Genomic DNA, 15791 nt, shown 5'->3' with positions numbered 1-15791 from the left:
CTTAATCTAGCAAGCGCCAGCCGCAAGGCTGGGGCATAACCCCCGGGGGCGTAGTCCACCATGACTCTCACCGAACTCAAGTACATCGTCGCCGTTGCGCGCGAACGGCATTTCGGCCGGGCGGCCGAGGCCTGTTTCGTCAGCCAGCCCACGCTCTCGGTAGCGATACGCAAGCTCGAGGACGAATTGGGCGTGACGCTGTTCGAGCGTGGCGGCGCCGAGGTCGGCGTCACCCCCATCGGCCAGCGCATCGTGGCGCAGGCGCAGAAGGTGCTGGAAGAAAGCGCCAGCATCAAGGAGATCGCGCGCCAGGGGCACGACCCGTTGGCCGGCCCCTTGCGCGTCGGGGTCATCCACACCATAGGTCCGTACCTGTTGCCGCGGCTGGTGCCGGAGCAGATCCGCCGCACCCCGCAGATGCCGCTGCTGCTGCAGGAGAATTTCACGGTGCGCCTGGTCGAGCTGCTGCGCCAGGGCGAGATCGATTGCGCCATCATGGCTTTGCCGCTGCCGGAGGCCGGCCTGGTCATGCAACCCTTGTACGACGAGCCCTTTGTGGTGGCCGTGCCCAATGACCACGAGCTCGCCCGGCGCCAAGCGATCGACGCGCAGGACCTGAAGCAGCAGACCATGCTGCTGCTGGGCAGCGGCCACTGCTTCCGCGATCAGGTGCTCGAAGTCTGTCCCGAGCTGTCGCGCTTTTCGGCGGCCAGCGACGGCATCCAGCGCACCTTCGAAGGCTCCTCGCTCGAGACCATCCGCCACATGGTCGCGGCCGGCATCGGCGTGACCGTGCTGCCCGTGACCGCGGTGCCGGAGCAGCCGCCTTCCAACAGCCTGCTGCGCTATCTGCCATTTGACGGCCACGTGCCGGAGCGCCGCGTGGTGTTGGCCTGGCGCCGCAGTTTCCCGCGGCTGGCCGCCATCGAGGCGCTGGCGCAAGCGGTCTATGCCTGCGAGCTGCCCGGCGTGAAGATGCTGACCGACGAGGTCGCGGCAGTGCAGGATTGATTCCCGGGCCGCTTTCAGGCGGCTTCGCGCGCGCGGTTTGCGCCGCGTCAAAAGGTCGCAGGACTGATTGATAAAAGCGGCGGATATTGCGGCATTTCGCCGTATTTGCAGTGTTATCCTTGTTTCGCACATTCATCCCTAGGAGCTAGCAATGGCCAAGTCCCCCAAGAAGACCTCCAGCGTTCCGCGCATCAACATCGGTATCTCGGACAAGGACCGCGCCGCAGTCGCCGGCGAACTGTCCAAGCTGCTGGCCGACTCGTACACGCTGTACCTGATGACGCACAATTTCCACTGGAACGTCACGGGGCCGATGTTCAACACGCTGCACCTGATGTTCATGACCCAGTACACGGAAGAGTGGAACGCGCTGGACAGCATCGCCGAGCGCATCCGCGCGCTGGGCCACTACGCGCCGGGCACCTACCGCGAATTCAGCAAGCTGTCCTCCATCGCCGAGCCGGACTCGGTGCCGGAAGCCCTGGAAATGGTGCGCCTGCTGGTGACCGCCAACGAATCCGTCGCCAAGACGGCGCGCGCCGCTTTCGAGAAGGCCGATGCCGCCAACGACCAGCCCACGGCCGACCTGCTGACGCAGCGCCTGGACGTGCACGAAAAGAATGCCTGGATGCTGCGCAGCCTGCTGCAGTGATAGCGGCCGACGCCACATGAAAAACGGAGCCTCGCGGCTCCGTTTTTTTCAGCATCGGAAATGAGTCAGGCCTGATGCGACAGCGGCCGTGCCGGTATGGGCGCGATCCGCTCGGGCGGCGGCGTCACCCGCCACACCGCGCGCCGGCGCAGCGCGCCCAGGAGCTTCAGGCCCTGCGGCCAGTCGTCCAGGCCGCTCTCGGCGTTGATGTGGCCAGCGCCCGGCACGACCACCAGCCGGCTGCCCCAATCGCGCGCAAACGCGCGGGCGCGTTCCAGCTGGCAATAGGGATCGTCGTCGCTCGCCACCACCACGCTTTGGAAGGGCAGGGAATGCCGTGGCACAGGTCCGAAGCTTCTCAAACAGGCGGGAGCGTTTTCGCGTTCCACGTCGGCAGGCGCCACCAGCAGCGCGCCCGCGACCTTGGCGCGCAGCGGCACCGGCAGGGCGGCGCTGATCAGGCAACCCAGGCTGTGCGCGATCAGGAGCACGGGGCTGCGGGCCTCGTTCACCTCGGTCGCCAGCGCCGCGATCCATTCGCCGGGAGCCGGATGTTCCCAGTCGCGTTGCTCGACGCGGCGCGCATGCGGCAGCAGGGCCATCCAGCGCGATTGCCAGTGTTGCGGTCCGGAGTTTTTCCATCCGGGGACGATGATCGGTTGGAGTCTCATGGCGGCCATGATGCCGCGCGGCCTTAGTAACGCAAACGAATAAATCGTCTTTTGCATATACGCCAGCGGGCATAAGGGCGCACCCCGAACAATGCCGCAGCGCAATAATCGGACGGGTATCAAAGTGGTCGAAAACTGGTCTGAGAAGGGCAATTTTTCAGTGTATGCTTGCCGTGCAATCGCAATGCAACCGGGCGTGACCAGGGCCGAAACCCCTGCAAAGGGCAGTCCAGCAGGCATGCTTGGCCTGGAGATGATCCGGCGTCCGACCCGGTGCAAAAACTAACGATTACAAATCATTAGAGGAGTCCACACATGAAGCCAGTATTTCGTCTGACCCCGGTCATTGCAGCGCTGGGCGTCGCAGCCGGTCTGGCGTTTGCCTCGGGAGCGCAAGCGCAAACCATCAAGATCGGCGTCGTCGGCCCCACCACCGGCGCGGTCACGCAGTATGGCGATATGGTCCGTGAAGGGGTCGATACCGCAGTCGAGCGCATCAACGCCGCCGGCGGCATCAACGGCAAGAAGCTGGAAACCGTCGTGATCGACGACGGCTGCGAACCCAAGCAAGGCCCGGTCGCCGCCAACCGCGTGGTCAACAGCAAGATCGGTTTCGTCGTGGGCCACGTCTGCTCGGGCGCCACCATCGCCGCCGCCGACGTCTACAACAACGAAGGCGTGGTCATGGTCACGCCGTCCGCCACGTCGCCGGCCCTGACCGACGGCAAGAACTACGAGTTCATCTTCCGCACCATCGGCCGCGACGACCAGCAAGGTCCTGCCGCCGCCAAGTTCATCCTGGACAAGATCAAGCCCAAGAAGGTCGCCGTGCTGCATGACAAGCAGTCCTACGGCCAGGGCATCGCCACCGCGGTCAAGAACGACCTGGAGAAGGGCGGCGTGGCCGTCGCCGTGTTCGAAGGCATCAACGCCGGCGACAGCGACTACTCGGCCGTCATCACCAAGCTGAAGAGCCAGGGCGTGGACTTTGTCTATTACGGCGGCTACCACCCTGAAATGGGCCTGCTGCTGCGCCAGGCGGCCGAACAGGGCGTGAAGGCCAAGTGGATGGGTCCGGAAGGCACGGGCAACCCCGACATTAACGCCATCGCCGGCGACGCCGTCGAAGGCATGCTGTTGACGCTGCCGGCCGACTTCACCCAGAACGCCGCCAACGCCGACATCGTCAAGGCCTTCGAAGCCAAGAAGCGCAACGCCAGCGGCGCCTTCCAGATGACCGCCTACACGGCCACCCAGGTCATCGCGGACGGCATCAAGGGCGCTGGCAGCGACGACCCGACCAAGGTCGCCAAGTACCTGCACGCCAATTCCTTCGATACGCCGATCGGCAAGGTGTCCTGGAACAAGCAGGGTGACCTGACGAACTTCCAGTTCGACGTGTTCACCTGGCACAAGGACGGTTCCAAGACCGTCTACAAGTAAGTCCAGGCGCGGGCCGCCGGCCCGCGAGACCGGCGGCCCCCCTGGCGGTTCCGCAGGAAACCGGGCCGGAAGCGACAGTCTTCCGGCCCGGTTTTTTTGTTCTTCCGACGGCCCGGGAACCGGCTCGGCGCGTTCCGGTCGAACGCGCGCCCGCCGCATTTGCGTAGAATGCGGCGCCATCGACCTCACTTTTTCTGTCTGGACACCATGACCAAAGCCTTGTTAGTCGAAGACGATCCAAAGCTATCGCGCCTGATCGCGCAGTTCCTGGAGCAGCACGGTTTCCATGTTGCCCAGGCCTACCGCGGCGATCACGCGGTGGAGGCATTCCGCAGGCATGACCCGGCCATCACCATCCTGGACCTGATGCTGCCCGGCCGCGACGGTCTGCAGGTTTGCCGTGATCTGCGCGCGTTTTCATCAGCCCCCATCCTTATGCTGACGGCCCGCGAGGACGACCTGGACCAGATCCTGGGCCTGGAGTCGGGCGCGGACGACTACGTCATCAAGCCCGTGGAGCCGCGCGTGCTGCTGGCGCGGGTACGGGCGCTGCTGCGCCGGCACAGCCAGCTGGACGAGCCGCCGGAGCGCCTGGAGTTCGGTCCGCTGGTCATAGACCGGCGTACGCGCGCCGTGGTGCATGCCGGTTCCGAAGTGGACCTGACCACAATGGAGTTCGAGATGCTCTGGGCGCTGGCCAGCCAGGCCGGCCAGGTGCTGACCCGCGACGACTTGCTCAATGCGGTGCGCGGCATCGAATTCAACGGACTGGACCGCAGCGTCGACGTCTGCGTCAGCAAGCTGCGGCGCAAGCTGGATGACGACCCGCGCGATCCGGCGCGCATCAAGACCGTGTGGGGCAAGGGCTATCTGTTCTCGCCCAAGGCGCACGAGGGCGGTGATGCTTAAGTTTGTCCTGCGGCTGTTCGTGGTGCTGGCGGTGGGCTTCGTCATTTCCAACGAAGTCGTGGACCGATCCGCCAACTACTTCTTCGAACCCGTCAGCGACGCCTACGCGCGCGAAGCGGTGCGGGGCCAGATCCACAGCCTGGTGCAGGAACTGAGCCGCGTGCCGCCATCCGAGCGCGAGGCGCACGTGCGCGACGCGCTGGCGCCGTACTACGGCCTGGCGCTCAAGGTGGTCGACGCCGAAAGCTACGGCGCCACCAAGGACGAGCGCGCCATGGTGGAGTCCGGCAGCTTCTTCGTGCGCGACAAGCAGCAGACCTTTGTGGCGGCGATTCCCGGTCCGGGCAGGCAATGGCTGGAGGTCAAGCTGCCGCCCGAGCCGGACATCGGCCCCTGGCTGATGGCCGCGGTGTATTCCGCCCTGGGCCTGTTGCTGTGCGCCTTCATGCTGGTGTGGGCGCTGCCCATCTGGCGCGACCTGGAGGCCCTGAAGACCGCCGCCCTGCGCATGGGCCAGGGCGACCTGCAAGCCCGGGCGCGCCTGTCGCGCCATTCCAGCATCCGCAACCTGGGCGACACCTTCAACCAGATGTCAGACCGCATCAGCGCGCTGGTGGGCAACCAGCGCGACCTGACCAATGCCGTGTCGCACGAGCTGCGCACGCCGATCGCGCGCCTGTCGTTCGAACTGGACATGATGGACCGCGAGGACGACCCGGCCGCACGCAAGCGCCTGGTCGAGGAAATGAAGAGCGACGTGGCCGAACTGGACGCCATGGCCTCGGAATTGCTGATGTACGCGCGCCTGGAACACAAGGGCGACGGCGTGGCGCTGCAGCCGCAGGACGCGCGCGGCTGGCTGGATTCGGTGGTGCAGCATGCCGGCTTCGAGGCCGGCGTGTCGGGCGTGCGCTGCGAAGTGGCACTGTGCCAGGTGCCCGAGGTGCACTTGCACCAGCGCTACATGACGCGCGCCTTGCTCAACCTGCTGCAGAACGCCATCCGGCATGCCGGCCGGCAGGTCCAGGTCAGCTTAATCAGCCCGGGCGCGCGCGAGTACGTGCTGATCGTGGACGACGACGGCCCCGGCATCCCGCCTGCCGACCGCGAACGGATCTTCGAACCTTTCATCCGCCTGGACGAAAGCCGCGACCGCGGGACGGGTGGGGTGGGGTTGGGCCTGGCCATCGTGAGCCGGGTGGCTCGCTGGCACAACGGGACCGTGCAGGCAAGCGACAGCCCCTTGGGCGGCGCGCGTTTCGTGGTTGCCTGGAAGACCGCCTGAAGCCTGGCGGGGTGCGGCGCGGCACAACGTAAACAAACTTCACAATCCGCCGCCGCAATCTTCACAAACTCCATACAAAGCGGGAAAGATCGCGGGCAGGCGCCTGGATAGCATGACGGCAGTTCTCTTCAGAGGTCTTGCCGCTAGCCATGTTTTCCCTCAGCCGCCTGGTTGCCGTAGGTATGTTGCTGGTCGCCGCGGGCGGTTGCCAGGGCGTTCCTCCCGACGCGCCGCCGCCGATCGCCCAGGGCGACTACAAGGCGGTGGTGGGCTACCTGGCCCAGCGCATCCCCTATGACATGGACGCTTCCGACGTGCCGGGCCTGTCGATCGCAATCGTCGACGACCAGCGCCTGGTGTGGAGCACGGGCTTCGGTTACGCGGACCCGCTGCGCCACCGCAGCGCCACCAGCGACACGCTGTACCGCGTAGGGACCATCACCAAGATCGTCACGGCCGCGGGCGTGCTGCGCGCCGCCGACGACGGGCGTCTGGCGCTGGACCAGCCGGCCTCGCAGGCGCTGCCCGATTGGGACATCCAGCCGCGCCGCGGCGCCATGCAATGGCTGGGCACGCATCCCTTCACCGCCCGCAATCTGCTGGCCGTGCACCCAGGATCGTTGGAAGACACCATGGGACGCGCGCGCGCTGACATGGCCTACGCCCTGTTGGGGGACATGGTTGCGCATGTGGCGAGCGAACCGTTCGACACCTACGTGCGCCGCACCATCCTGCAGCCGCTGAACATGCCGCGCGCCGGGTTCCATCCCGATCCGCGCATGCTCGAACTGCGCGCCTCGGGCTACCGTCGCGGCGCGCCCTGGACCGAAGCGCCTCAGCCCAACGAAGCGGCCGACGGCCTTTGGCTCAGCACTTCGGAGATGGCGCGCTTCTCCAGCATGCTTTTTGCCGACGGTCTTTACCAAGGCCGACGCGTGCTGAATGCCGACTCGGCCCGCGCCGTGCTCGACATGGAAACGGTGGAAGGCGGGTTGGCGCTGGAATGCCGCCTGGCCTTGTCCTGGCTGGCTGCGCCCTGTGGCGACGATATCGCCGGCACGCCATTGCGCCTGCATAGCGGCGCCACTGAAGCCTTCCATTCGCGTCTGGTGCTGGCGCCGCGCGACAAGCTGGCGGTGCTGGTCATGAGCAATTCCGACACCAGCGAGTCCTTGGTGGCCTCGGTGTCGACGATGGCGATGGCGCTGATGCGCCAGGCCAAGCAGGGCGCAATCACCCAATAGATGGGGCCGTTCCCGGCTCCACGGTTTTACCCCCCTCAACCTCGTTTCTTGGAAGCTGTTATGAAGCGAAAAATCCGTTCCACCCTGTTTACGCTCGGCGCCGGCGCTGCTTGCCTGCTGGCTTTAGTCCCGGGACTGTCCCTGGCCGATGACGCTGCGAACAGTTCCGTCTACGGCCAGCGCGGGGCCAGCTCGCGCGGGTTGACGGTGGCGACGGGGGAGGGGCCGGCCGACGAATGGCTGTTCTACGGCACGCTGGGCGCGGGCTACGCGCCGCGCTACAGCGGCAGCGACGAGTATTCCGCCGTGCCGATCATCGGCCTGGGCGTGCGCAGCCCCGGTGGCTTCTTCCTCAGCACCGACCACGGCCTGGGCTGGGAAACCCAGGCCCTGGACAGCACGTTCCGCTTTTATCTTGCGCCCAGCGCTTCGCGCAAGGACCACAAGAAGGGGTTCCAGGGATCGGACAAGCTGCGCGGCATGGGCGACATCGAAAGCCGCGCGCAGATCGGCATGGACGCTGAAACGACGATAGGCCCAGTGACCCTGTCGGCAACGGTGGCGCATGCATTCAAGAAGGGCGACAACCGCGACGTAGGCAGCGCTTACACCATGTTCAACCTGGGAGCCAGCACCACCGTGTACGAGGGTAGCGCCGGGGCGATTTCGCTGGCGCTGTCCGGCACTTTCGGCGACGGCAATTACATGCGCACCTGGTATGGCGTCAGCGGCAACCAGTCGGCAAAGTCCGGCTATCGCAAGTACACGCCCAAGGGCGGTCTGGAAAGCGTGGGTCTGGGCGCGACCTGGGCCGTGCCGCTCTCCAAGTCCTGGTCGTGGACCACGTCGGCGGAAGCGCGGCGCCTGTACGGCGACGCGGCGGACAGTCCCATCGTGCGGGATCGCGCGCAGTACACCATCGGCACCATGATGACGTACACGTATTGATCGGGGGGAAGCCCGTTCCCGGCCGGGAGCGGGTGAGACGGAAGCGGGCGGGCGCAGCCGCCGCTTCCGTCCAGCGATGGCTTTACAGGCCTTGCACGCGGCGGCCGCTGTCGGCCTCGAACCAGTGCAGCGGATGGCGGCCGTCCGGGCCCAGGCTGACGCGGTCGCCGACCTTGGCCGACGACTCGGACAGCTGGCGCGTGGTGCAACGCACGACCAGCATGTTCTTGCCGCAGCGGCTGTGGACCAGCTGTTCGGAACCCAGCGTTTCGACCATTTCGACTTCGGCCGGCACGCCCTGGGTGTTCAGCAGCATGTGCTCGGGACGCATGCCCATGATGATCTTGCGGCCGCGCACTTGCGAGGGCACCTGCAGCGGCGAGATGTCCAGCGCGATGCCGTCCAGCGTCTGCACCGTGCCGTCGCCCGCGACGTTGACTTCCATCAGGTTCATCGGCGGCGAACCGATGAAGCCGGCGACGAAGGTCGAGGCGGGCTTTTCGAACACTTCCATCGGCGTGCCGATCTGCTCGGGCACGCCCTGGTACATGACGATCATGCGGTGGGCCAGCGTCATGGCCTCGACCTGGTCGTGGGTCACGTACAGGCTGGTGGTGCCCAGGCGGCGATGCAGCTTCATGATTTCCAGGCGCATCGCCACGCGCAGCTTGGCGTCCAGGTTCGACAGCGGTTCGTCGAACAGGAACACCTTGGGTTCGCGCACGATGGCGCGGCCCATGGCCACGCGCTGGCGCTGGCCGCCGGACAGGGCGCGCGGGCGGCGGTCCAGCAGGTGACCGAGTTCCAGGATCTGCGCGGCCGCGTCCACGCGCTTCTTGATCTCGTCCTTGGAGAACTTGCGGATCTTCAAGCCGTAGGCCATGTTCTCGAACACGGTCATGTGCGGGTAGAGCGCGTAGTTCTGGAACACCATCGCGATGTCGCGCTCGGCGGGTTCCAGGTTGTTTACGACCTTGTCGTCGATGACGATTTCGCCGCCGGTGACGGTTTCCAGGCCGGCGACCATACGCATCAGCGTGGATTTGCCGCAGCCCGAGGGGCCGACGATGACGATGAATTCACCGTCCTTGACGTCCATGTCGATGCCATGGATGACCGGCACATTGCCGGCATAGGTTTTCTTGACGTTGCGAAAGCTGAGAGTAGCCATGAGTTATTCGTGTTCGGAGTCGTGTTCGGGTGGGCGAGGGCGGGTGACCGTCACTTTTCAGTGTCGACCAGACCCTTGACGAACCATTTCTGCATCAGGATGACGACCAGCGCCGGCGGGATCATCGCAAGCATGGCGGTGGCCATGGTGATGTTCCATTCGGTCACGCTGTCGCCGCCGCTGATCATCCGCTTGATGCCGATGACGACGGGGTACATGTCTTCCTGCGTGGTCACGAGCAGCGGCCACAGGTATTGGTTCCAGCCGTAGATGAACTGGATCACGAACAGCGCGGCGATGCTGGTCTTGGACAAGGGCAGCAGCACGTCGCGGAAGAAGCGCACCGGACCCGCGCCGTCGATGCGCGCGGCCTCGATCAGCTCGTCCGGCACCGTCAGGAAGAACTGGCGGAAAAGGAAGGTGGCGGTTGCCGAGGCGATCAGCGGCAAGGTCAACCCGGCGTAGCTGTTGAGCAGGCCGAGGTCGGCCACCACCTTGTAGGTGGGCGCGATACGGACTTCGACCGGCAACATCAGGGTGACGAAGATCATCCAGAAGAAGAACATGCGGCCGGGGAAGCGGAAATACACCACCGCGAAAGCCGACAGCAGCGAGATGGCGATCTTGCCGATGGAAATCGCCAGCGCCATGATCAGGCTGACGTACATCATGCGGCCCACGGGCGCGCCCGACGAACCGCCGGAAGAGCCGCCGAACAGCGCCTGCATGTAGTTGTCGACGAAATGCTTGCCGGGGATGAGGGACATCGGCGCGGACGCCACTTCCTGCGCGGTCTGGGTGGACGCGACGAAAGTGACGTAGAGCGGAAATGCCACCATCGCCACGCCGCAGAGCAGAATGACGTGGGCCAGAATATCCAGCCAGGGACGGCGTTCAACCATTGTTTATAGCCTCGGACAAAATCAATACTGCACTTTGCGGTCGACGTAGCGGAACTGCACGACCGTCAAGGCAATCACAATGAACATCAGCACCACCGACTGCGCCGCGGACGAACCGAGGTCCAGGCCGCGGAAGCCGTCGCTGTACACCTTGTAGACCAGGATGGAGGTCGACGTGCCCGGACCGCCCTGCGTGGTCGTGTCCACCACGGCAAAGGTGTCGAAGAAGGCGTAGATGATGTTGACCACCAGCAGGAAGAACGTGGTGGGCGAGAGCAACGGGAACACGATGCTCCAGAAGCGGCGCGACGGGCTTGCGCCGTCGATCGCGGCGGCTTCGATGAGCGAGCGCGGAATCGATTGCAGGCCGGCCAGGAAGAACAGGAAGTTGTACGACACCTGCTTCCACACGGCGGCGATCAGCACTAGGGTCATGGCCTGGTTGCCGTCCAGGCGCGGGTTCCAGTCGACGCCGGCATGGCGCAGGGCCACGGCCAGGATGCCGACGGAAGGCGAAAACAGGAACAGCCACAGCACGCCGACCACGGCGGGCGCCACGGCGTAGGGCCAGATCAGCAGCGTCTTGTAGAGGCCGGCGCCGCGGATGACGCGATCTGCCATGACGGCCAGCAGCAAGGACACGCCCAAACCGACCACTGCCACGAGGATCGAGAATACGGCGGTGACGCGGAAGGAATCCAGGTAGGCCTGTTGCGAAAACAGGTCCATGAAGTTGTCCAGTCCGACGAACTCGGAGGACAGTCCGAATGCATCTTCCAGCCTCAGCGATTGCCACATGGCCTGGCCGGCCGGCAGGAAGAAGAAGACCACGGTAATGATGATCTGCGGCAGGAGCAGCAGATAGGGCAAGGTCTTGTGCCCGAATACAACGCGTTTTTCCATAGGGGGAACCCAAGGTACAGAAAAGCGGCGGTTGGAGTAACCGCCGCCTGAAACCGCCTTCGTAAAATACGAGAGGCTTAAAGCCCTAAAAACCGCAGGGCCTTAAGCCTTGTACTGCCTGGCGCAAAACAGCCCAAGTCCTTGTCACGGCATGGAAAATACCGATTGACAGGACCGGGCCGGTATCGCGGAAGGGCGTTACTTTACACTCTTCTCGAACTTTTCCAGCAGCTCGTTGCCGCGCTTGACGATGTTGTCGGCGCCGTCCTTGGCGCTGACCTTGCCCGAAACGACGCGTTCGATTTCGGCGTCCTCGATTTCACGGATCTGCGGCAGGAAGCCCAGGCGCAGGCCGCGCGATTGCGCGGTGGTTTCGACGTTCAGCTGCTTGACGCCGACTTCGGTGCCCGGGTTCTTGTCGTAGAAGCCGTCCTTCTTGGTCAGCTCGTAGGCAGCCTTGGTGACGGGCACGTAGCCGGTCTGCTGGTGCCAGCGGGCGGCGATTTCCGGGCTGGCCAGGAACTTGAAGAACGCGGTCACGCCCTTGTAGGTTTCCGGCTTCTTGTTGGCGAAGACCCACAGCGAAGCGCCGCCGATGATGGTGTTCTGCGGCGCGCCTTGCACGTCGGCGTAGTAGGGCAGGGTCGAGGTGCCGAATTCGAACTTGGCGTTCTTGGCGATGTTGGCGCGCAGGCCGGACGAACCGGTGATCATGGCGCACTTGCCGCTGATGAACAGCGAGTTCGGCTCGTCGCCGCGGCCGCCGTACATGAAGATGCCTTCCTTGCCCAGCTTGGCCAGGTTTTCCAGGTGGCGCACGTGCAGCGGGGTGTTGATGGCGATGCGGGCGTCCAGGCCGCCGAAACCGTTGTCCTTGGTGGCGTACGGCACGTTATGCCAGGCCGAGAACGTTTCCAGCTGGACCCACGACGGCCAGGAGGTGGTGTAGCCGCATTCCTGACCTGCGGCCTTCAGCTTCTGGCCGGCGGCGGCCAGCTCTTCCCAGGTCTTGGGCGGCTTGTCGGCGTCCAGGCCGGCCTTCTTGAAGGCGTCCTTGTTGTAGTAGAACACCACGGTCGAGCTGTTGAAGGGCATCGACACCAGCTTGCCGTCGGCCGACGAGTAGTAGCCGGCCACGGCGCCGATGAATTCCTTCGGATCGATCGGGTTGCCGACTTCTTCCGACATCTGCTGCACCGGCTTGATGGCGCCCTTGGCGTACATCATGGTGGCGGTGCCGACTTCGAACACCTGGAGGATGTCCGGGGCGTTACCGGCGCGGAACGCGGCGATGCCGGCGTTCATGGATTCACCGTAGTTGCCCTTGTAGACTGCCTTGACTTGGTAGTCGGGGTTCTTTTTGTTGAATTCGTCGACCAGGCCGTTCACGCGATCGCCCAGCGCGCCTTCCATCGAGTGCCAGAATTGGATCTCGGTGGCGGCATGCGCGGAGGCGCCTGCAAAAGCCGTCATGATGGCGGCAAAGGTTAAGGCAATACGGTGGGATCGCATAGAGAGGTTCCTCCAGTTGGGCGTGACGCGACCGGGTTGTCCGGGCGCAGAAAACACGACACCTTATGAATTGTTTGTGACAAAACCGTGACTTTCACATCACTCCAAACGCCTGTCAAATTGCGCGTTTTAGGCGCGAACGAACATTTTTCTTTTTTTTCCCAACGAGAACTCCCGTTTACAATCGGCTCCTATGAAAAACGAACTTTCGATTGCGTTCATCGGCGGCGGCAATATGGCCGCTGCCCTGGCCTCGGGCCTGGCCGGCAAAGTATGCGCCGCCGGCAACATACATGTCATTGACATAAACCAGGATTCGCATGCTGCCTGGCAGGCCCGCGGCATGACCACCGCGACGGCTCCGGGCGAGGCCCTGGCGCGGTGCCGCGTCTGGGTGTTCGCTGTCAAGCCACAGAACATGAAGGACGTTGTGGCTTCCACGCGTCAATGGTTGCGCGAAGACACTTTGGTGGTAAGCGTGGCGGCCGGTATCCGCGCCGATACGCTGGCGGCCTGGCTCGGTACGCCCGAGGCGCCGTTCAAGCGCCTGGTGCGCTGCATGCCGAATACGCCGGCCCTGGTGGGCGCCGGCATTACCGGCCTGGCGGCGCTGGACGGGGTGGACGCTGCCGACCGCGACCTGGCGGCGCGATTGCTGTCCAGCGTGGGTGAAGTGGTGTGGGTCGCCGATGACGCCGCGCTTGATGGCGTGACGGCCTTGTCGGGCAGCGGCCCGGCTTATGTATTCCTGTTCCTGGAAGCGCTGGTGGCGGGCGGCCAGAAGGTCGGCCTGACGGCAGAACAGGCCAAGCAACTGGCATTGGGCACGCTGGCCGGGGCGACGCGCCTTGCCGCCGAGTCCTCTGAACCGCTGGCCACCCTGCGTGAACGTGTCACCTCCAAGGGCGGCACCACGGCGGCGGCGCTCAATGCGTTCGGCGCGGCCGGGTTTGCCGCCATCGTCGAAGACGCCATGGCGGCCGCCGCCCGACGCTCGCGCGAGCTGGCGGAGGAGTTCGGCAAATGACGGCCACGGACGGGGGCACAGGCTCCCGGCGCTTTGCGCTCATGAGCCGGCCGCAGTTCGCCATTGCCGTGTTGTGCATGCTGGTGGTGGTGGTCGGCTCGAACATCCTGGTGCAGGTGCCGCTGAACGACTGGCTGACCTGGGGCGGGTTGTCCTATCCGGTCGCCTTCCTGGTCACGGACGTGCTGAACCGCCGGTTCGGCCCGGCGGCCGCGCGCCGGGTGGTCTGGTTCGGCTTTGCCGCCGCCCTGGTGGTGTCGGTATGGGTGGCCTCGCCGCGCATCGCGCTGGCTTCGGGTCTGGCCTATATCTGCGCGCAACTGGTGGACATCCAGGTGTTCGACCGATTGCGCGACCAGCGCTGGTGGCGCGCGCCCCTGGTGTCGGGCGTGCTCGGCGCCATCCTGGATACGGCCGTGTTCTTCAGCGTTGCATTCGCGGCCACCGGCGCGCCCTGGATGACATGGATGATGGGCGACCTGGCGATCAAGCTCGCGGTCAATATCAGCATGCTGGCGCCGTTCCGCGCGCTGATGTGGAATCTGGCCAAGCCGGCCAATGCCTGACCAGGCGGCGGGGCGCCTGCGGTTTTCGGGCCGCCCCGCGCTTGAATTCAGTGAATAACTACGCACGTTAATTATTATTCGTAAGTCCTGCGTAAGCACTGTATTTAAATGCGTCTTTAAACGGCGTATTAATCGCCCGCGATATATATCTCGATGCACAATTTCGCGTGGCGCGCCAGATGATAAATACGATTTTCTTGCGGATTCTCCAACGATTTCAGAGGTTTGCCCCGGCTATCCGTCACGATTAAAGGCGCGCGCCTAAATATTGGGGATTACACGCAGTGACAGTATGACGGCTTGCTTTCAGAATACCGGCCACACCGTGTTTTTGCCCAAGAAGCCGGCGACGGGCGACGAGGATTAACGGATTACCCAACCGATAAACCGCGTCGGACAGAGCCGCTCAAAACCTCGCTGGAGAACTCCGCATGAAGTTTCTGAATCGCCTTACCCCGGTAGCCATGGCGCTTGGGGCACTTGCCTTGGCTGGCGCCGCGCACGCCGCCGACACGATCAAGATCGGCATTCCCCAGCCCATGACCGGCCCCAATACGCAATACGGCGACCAGATCCAGGCCGGCGCATTGACCGCGATCGAGACCATCAACGCCAAGGGCGGCGTCAAGGGCAAGAAGCTCGAACCCATCCTCATCGATGACGGCTGCGAACCCAAGCAGGCCGTGCCGGCCGCCAACCGCGTGGTCAATTCCGGCGCCAAGTTCGCCGTGGCCCATGCGTGCTCGGGCGTGACCGTGGCCGCCGTGAAGGTCTACGAGGAAGAGGGCATCGTCGGCATCACCCCGGGCGCGACCTCGCCGCTAGTCACCGACACGATCAAGCCGCATTTCTTCTTCCGCACCATCGGCCGCGACGACCAGCAAGGCCCGTACGCCGCCAACTACATCGCCAAGACCCTGAAGCCCAAGAAGGTCGCCGTGCTGCATGACAAGCAGACCTACGGTTCGGGCGTGGCCACCCAGGTCCGCGATTCGCTGGGCAAGGAAGGCGTGAACGTCGCCATGTTCGAAGGCATCAACGTCGGCGACAGCGACTACTCGGCCATCATCACCAAGCTCAAGTCGGCTGGCGTGGATCTGGTCTATTTCGGCGGCTACCACCCCGAACTGGGTCTGTTGCTGCGCCAGTCGCGTGAACAGGGCCTGAAGGTCCAGTTCATGGGTCCGGAAGGCACCGCCAACCAGGATCTGGTGGCGATCGCCGGCCCGGCCATCGACGGCCTGCTGGTCACGCTGCCGGCCGACTTCACCAAGCTGCCCGGCAACGAGAGCATCGTGAAGGCCTTCAAGGACGCCAAGCGCGATCCGGACGGCGCCTTCCAGATGCCGGCGTACGCCGCCGTGCAGATCCTGGCCGACAGCATCAACGCGGTGGGCGAAGACCCCGCCAAGGTGGCTGACTACATGCACAAGACCAAGTTCTCCACCGGCATCGGCCCGGTCGAGTACGACGCCAAGGGCGACCTGAAGAACTTCGAGTTCGCCGTCTACAAATGGGATAAGGACGGCAAGAAGACCCAGCTGTAA

Annotated in this window: 15 protein-coding genes; 10 read left to right on the top strand and 5 right to left on the bottom strand. The window is 64.6% G+C overall.

Features of this window, described 5'->3' with window-relative positions:
• Nucleotides 1-60 precede the first annotated feature (60 nt).
• Nucleotides 61-1011 (top strand): LysR substrate-binding domain-containing protein, encoded by a 951-nt coding sequence (locus tag IB259_RS05665; protein WP_054454135.1) that lies wholly within the window; start codon nucleotides 61-63, stop codon nucleotides 1009-1011.
• A 151-nt stretch (nucleotides 1012-1162) separates the two neighbouring features.
• Nucleotides 1163-1663 carry a Dps family protein gene (locus tag IB259_RS05660; protein ID WP_054454138.1) on the top strand — a complete coding sequence of 167 codons (501 nt, stop codon included), beginning with the start codon at nucleotides 1163-1165 and terminating at the stop codon, nucleotides 1661-1663.
• A gap of 65 nt (nucleotides 1664-1728) precedes the next feature.
• Here IB259_RS05660 and IB259_RS05655 read toward each other — a convergent pair whose 3' ends face one another.
• Nucleotides 1729-2334, bottom strand: a complete 606-nt coding sequence (locus IB259_RS05655; RefSeq protein ID WP_054454834.1) for an alpha/beta hydrolase — start codon at nucleotides 2332-2334, stop codon at nucleotides 1729-1731.
• Nucleotides 2335-2649: 315 nt separating this feature from the next.
• Here IB259_RS05655 and IB259_RS05650 point away from each other — a divergent pair, with 315 nt between their 5' ends.
• The 5 genes from IB259_RS05650 to IB259_RS05630 all read left to right on the top strand — a co-directional run bounded on the left by IB259_RS05650 (nucleotide 2650) and on the right by IB259_RS05630 (nucleotide 8163).
• Nucleotides 2650-3777 (top strand): branched-chain amino acid ABC transporter substrate-binding protein, encoded by a 1128-nt coding sequence (locus IB259_RS05650; protein ID WP_054454141.1) that lies wholly within the window; start codon nucleotides 2650-2652, stop codon nucleotides 3775-3777.
• A 207-nt stretch (nucleotides 3778-3984) separates the two neighbouring features.
• A complete protein-coding gene (locus IB259_RS05645) occupies nucleotides 3985-4686 on the top strand; it encodes a response regulator (RefSeq protein WP_082400978.1) in 702 nt (233 codons plus the stop codon).
• Nucleotides 4679-5971 (top strand): ATP-binding protein, encoded by a 1293-nt coding sequence (locus tag IB259_RS05640; RefSeq protein ID WP_175213442.1) that lies wholly within the window; start codon nucleotides 4679-4681, stop codon nucleotides 5969-5971. The genes IB259_RS05645 and IB259_RS05640 overlap by 8 nt, the downstream gene beginning before the upstream one ends.
• Nucleotides 5972-6120: 149 nt before the next feature.
• Nucleotides 6121-7215, top strand: a complete 1095-nt coding sequence (locus IB259_RS05635; protein ID WP_175180998.1) for a serine hydrolase — start codon at nucleotides 6121-6123, stop codon at nucleotides 7213-7215.
• 60 nt (nucleotides 7216-7275) lie between these two features.
• Nucleotides 7276-8163 (top strand): MipA/OmpV family protein, encoded by an 888-nt coding sequence (locus tag IB259_RS05630; protein ID WP_192327972.1) that lies wholly within the window; start codon nucleotides 7276-7278, stop codon nucleotides 8161-8163.
• 82 nt (nucleotides 8164-8245) lie between these two features.
• On the opposite strand, the gene IB259_RS05625 is transcribed toward IB259_RS05630, so the two are convergent.
• The 4 genes from IB259_RS05625 to ugpB form a co-directional block, all read right to left on the bottom strand.
• The gene (locus tag IB259_RS05625) at nucleotides 8246-9334 is read right to left on the bottom strand and encodes a sn-glycerol-3-phosphate import ATP-binding protein UgpC (RefSeq protein ID WP_054454148.1); all 1089 of its coding nucleotides are present in this window, start codon (nucleotides 9332-9334) and stop codon (nucleotides 8246-8248) included.
• A gap of 50 nt (nucleotides 9335-9384) precedes the next feature.
• Nucleotides 9385-10236, bottom strand: coding sequence for a sn-glycerol-3-phosphate ABC transporter permease UgpE (gene ugpE, locus IB259_RS05620; RefSeq protein WP_013393954.1), 852 nt, complete (start codon nucleotides 10234-10236; stop codon nucleotides 9385-9387).
• 21 nt (nucleotides 10237-10257) lie between these two features.
• Nucleotides 10258-11139 carry a sn-glycerol-3-phosphate ABC transporter permease UgpA gene (ugpA, locus tag IB259_RS05615; protein WP_054454150.1) on the bottom strand — a complete coding sequence of 294 codons (882 nt, stop codon included), beginning with the start codon at nucleotides 11137-11139 and terminating at the stop codon, nucleotides 10258-10260.
• A gap of 198 nt (nucleotides 11140-11337) precedes the next feature.
• The gene (gene ugpB, locus IB259_RS05610; RefSeq protein ID WP_054454152.1) at nucleotides 11338-12651 is read right to left on the bottom strand and encodes a sn-glycerol-3-phosphate ABC transporter substrate-binding protein UgpB; all 1314 of its coding nucleotides are present in this window, start codon (nucleotides 12649-12651) and stop codon (nucleotides 11338-11340) included.
• 193 nt (nucleotides 12652-12844) lie between these two features.
• On the opposite strand from ugpB, the gene proC reads away from it, so the two are divergent.
• From proC to IB259_RS05595, 3 genes are all read left to right on the top strand, one after another.
• A complete protein-coding gene (proC, locus tag IB259_RS05605) occupies nucleotides 12845-13678 on the top strand; it encodes a pyrroline-5-carboxylate reductase (protein ID WP_054454155.1) in 834 nt (277 codons plus the stop codon).
• Nucleotides 13675-14244 carry a VUT family protein gene (locus IB259_RS05600; protein ID WP_370127624.1) on the top strand — a complete coding sequence of 190 codons (570 nt, stop codon included), beginning with the start codon at nucleotides 13675-13677 and terminating at the stop codon, nucleotides 14242-14244. Before proC ends, IB259_RS05600 begins: the two co-directional genes overlap by 4 nt.
• Nucleotides 14245-14675: 431 nt before the next feature.
• Nucleotides 14676-15791: a high-affinity branched-chain amino acid ABC transporter substrate-binding protein gene (locus tag IB259_RS05595; protein WP_054454159.1), complete on the top strand. Its 1116-nt coding sequence runs from the start codon at nucleotides 14676-14678 to the stop codon at nucleotides 15789-15791.

The organism is Achromobacter sp. ACM04, from assembly GCF_014851465.1.
GTDB classification, from domain to species: Bacteria; Pseudomonadota; Gammaproteobacteria; order Burkholderiales; family Burkholderiaceae_B; genus Achromobacter; species Achromobacter aegrifaciens.
Note: the sequence above shows the minus strand (reverse complement) of the source record. Positions and strands in the feature narration are given on the sequence as shown.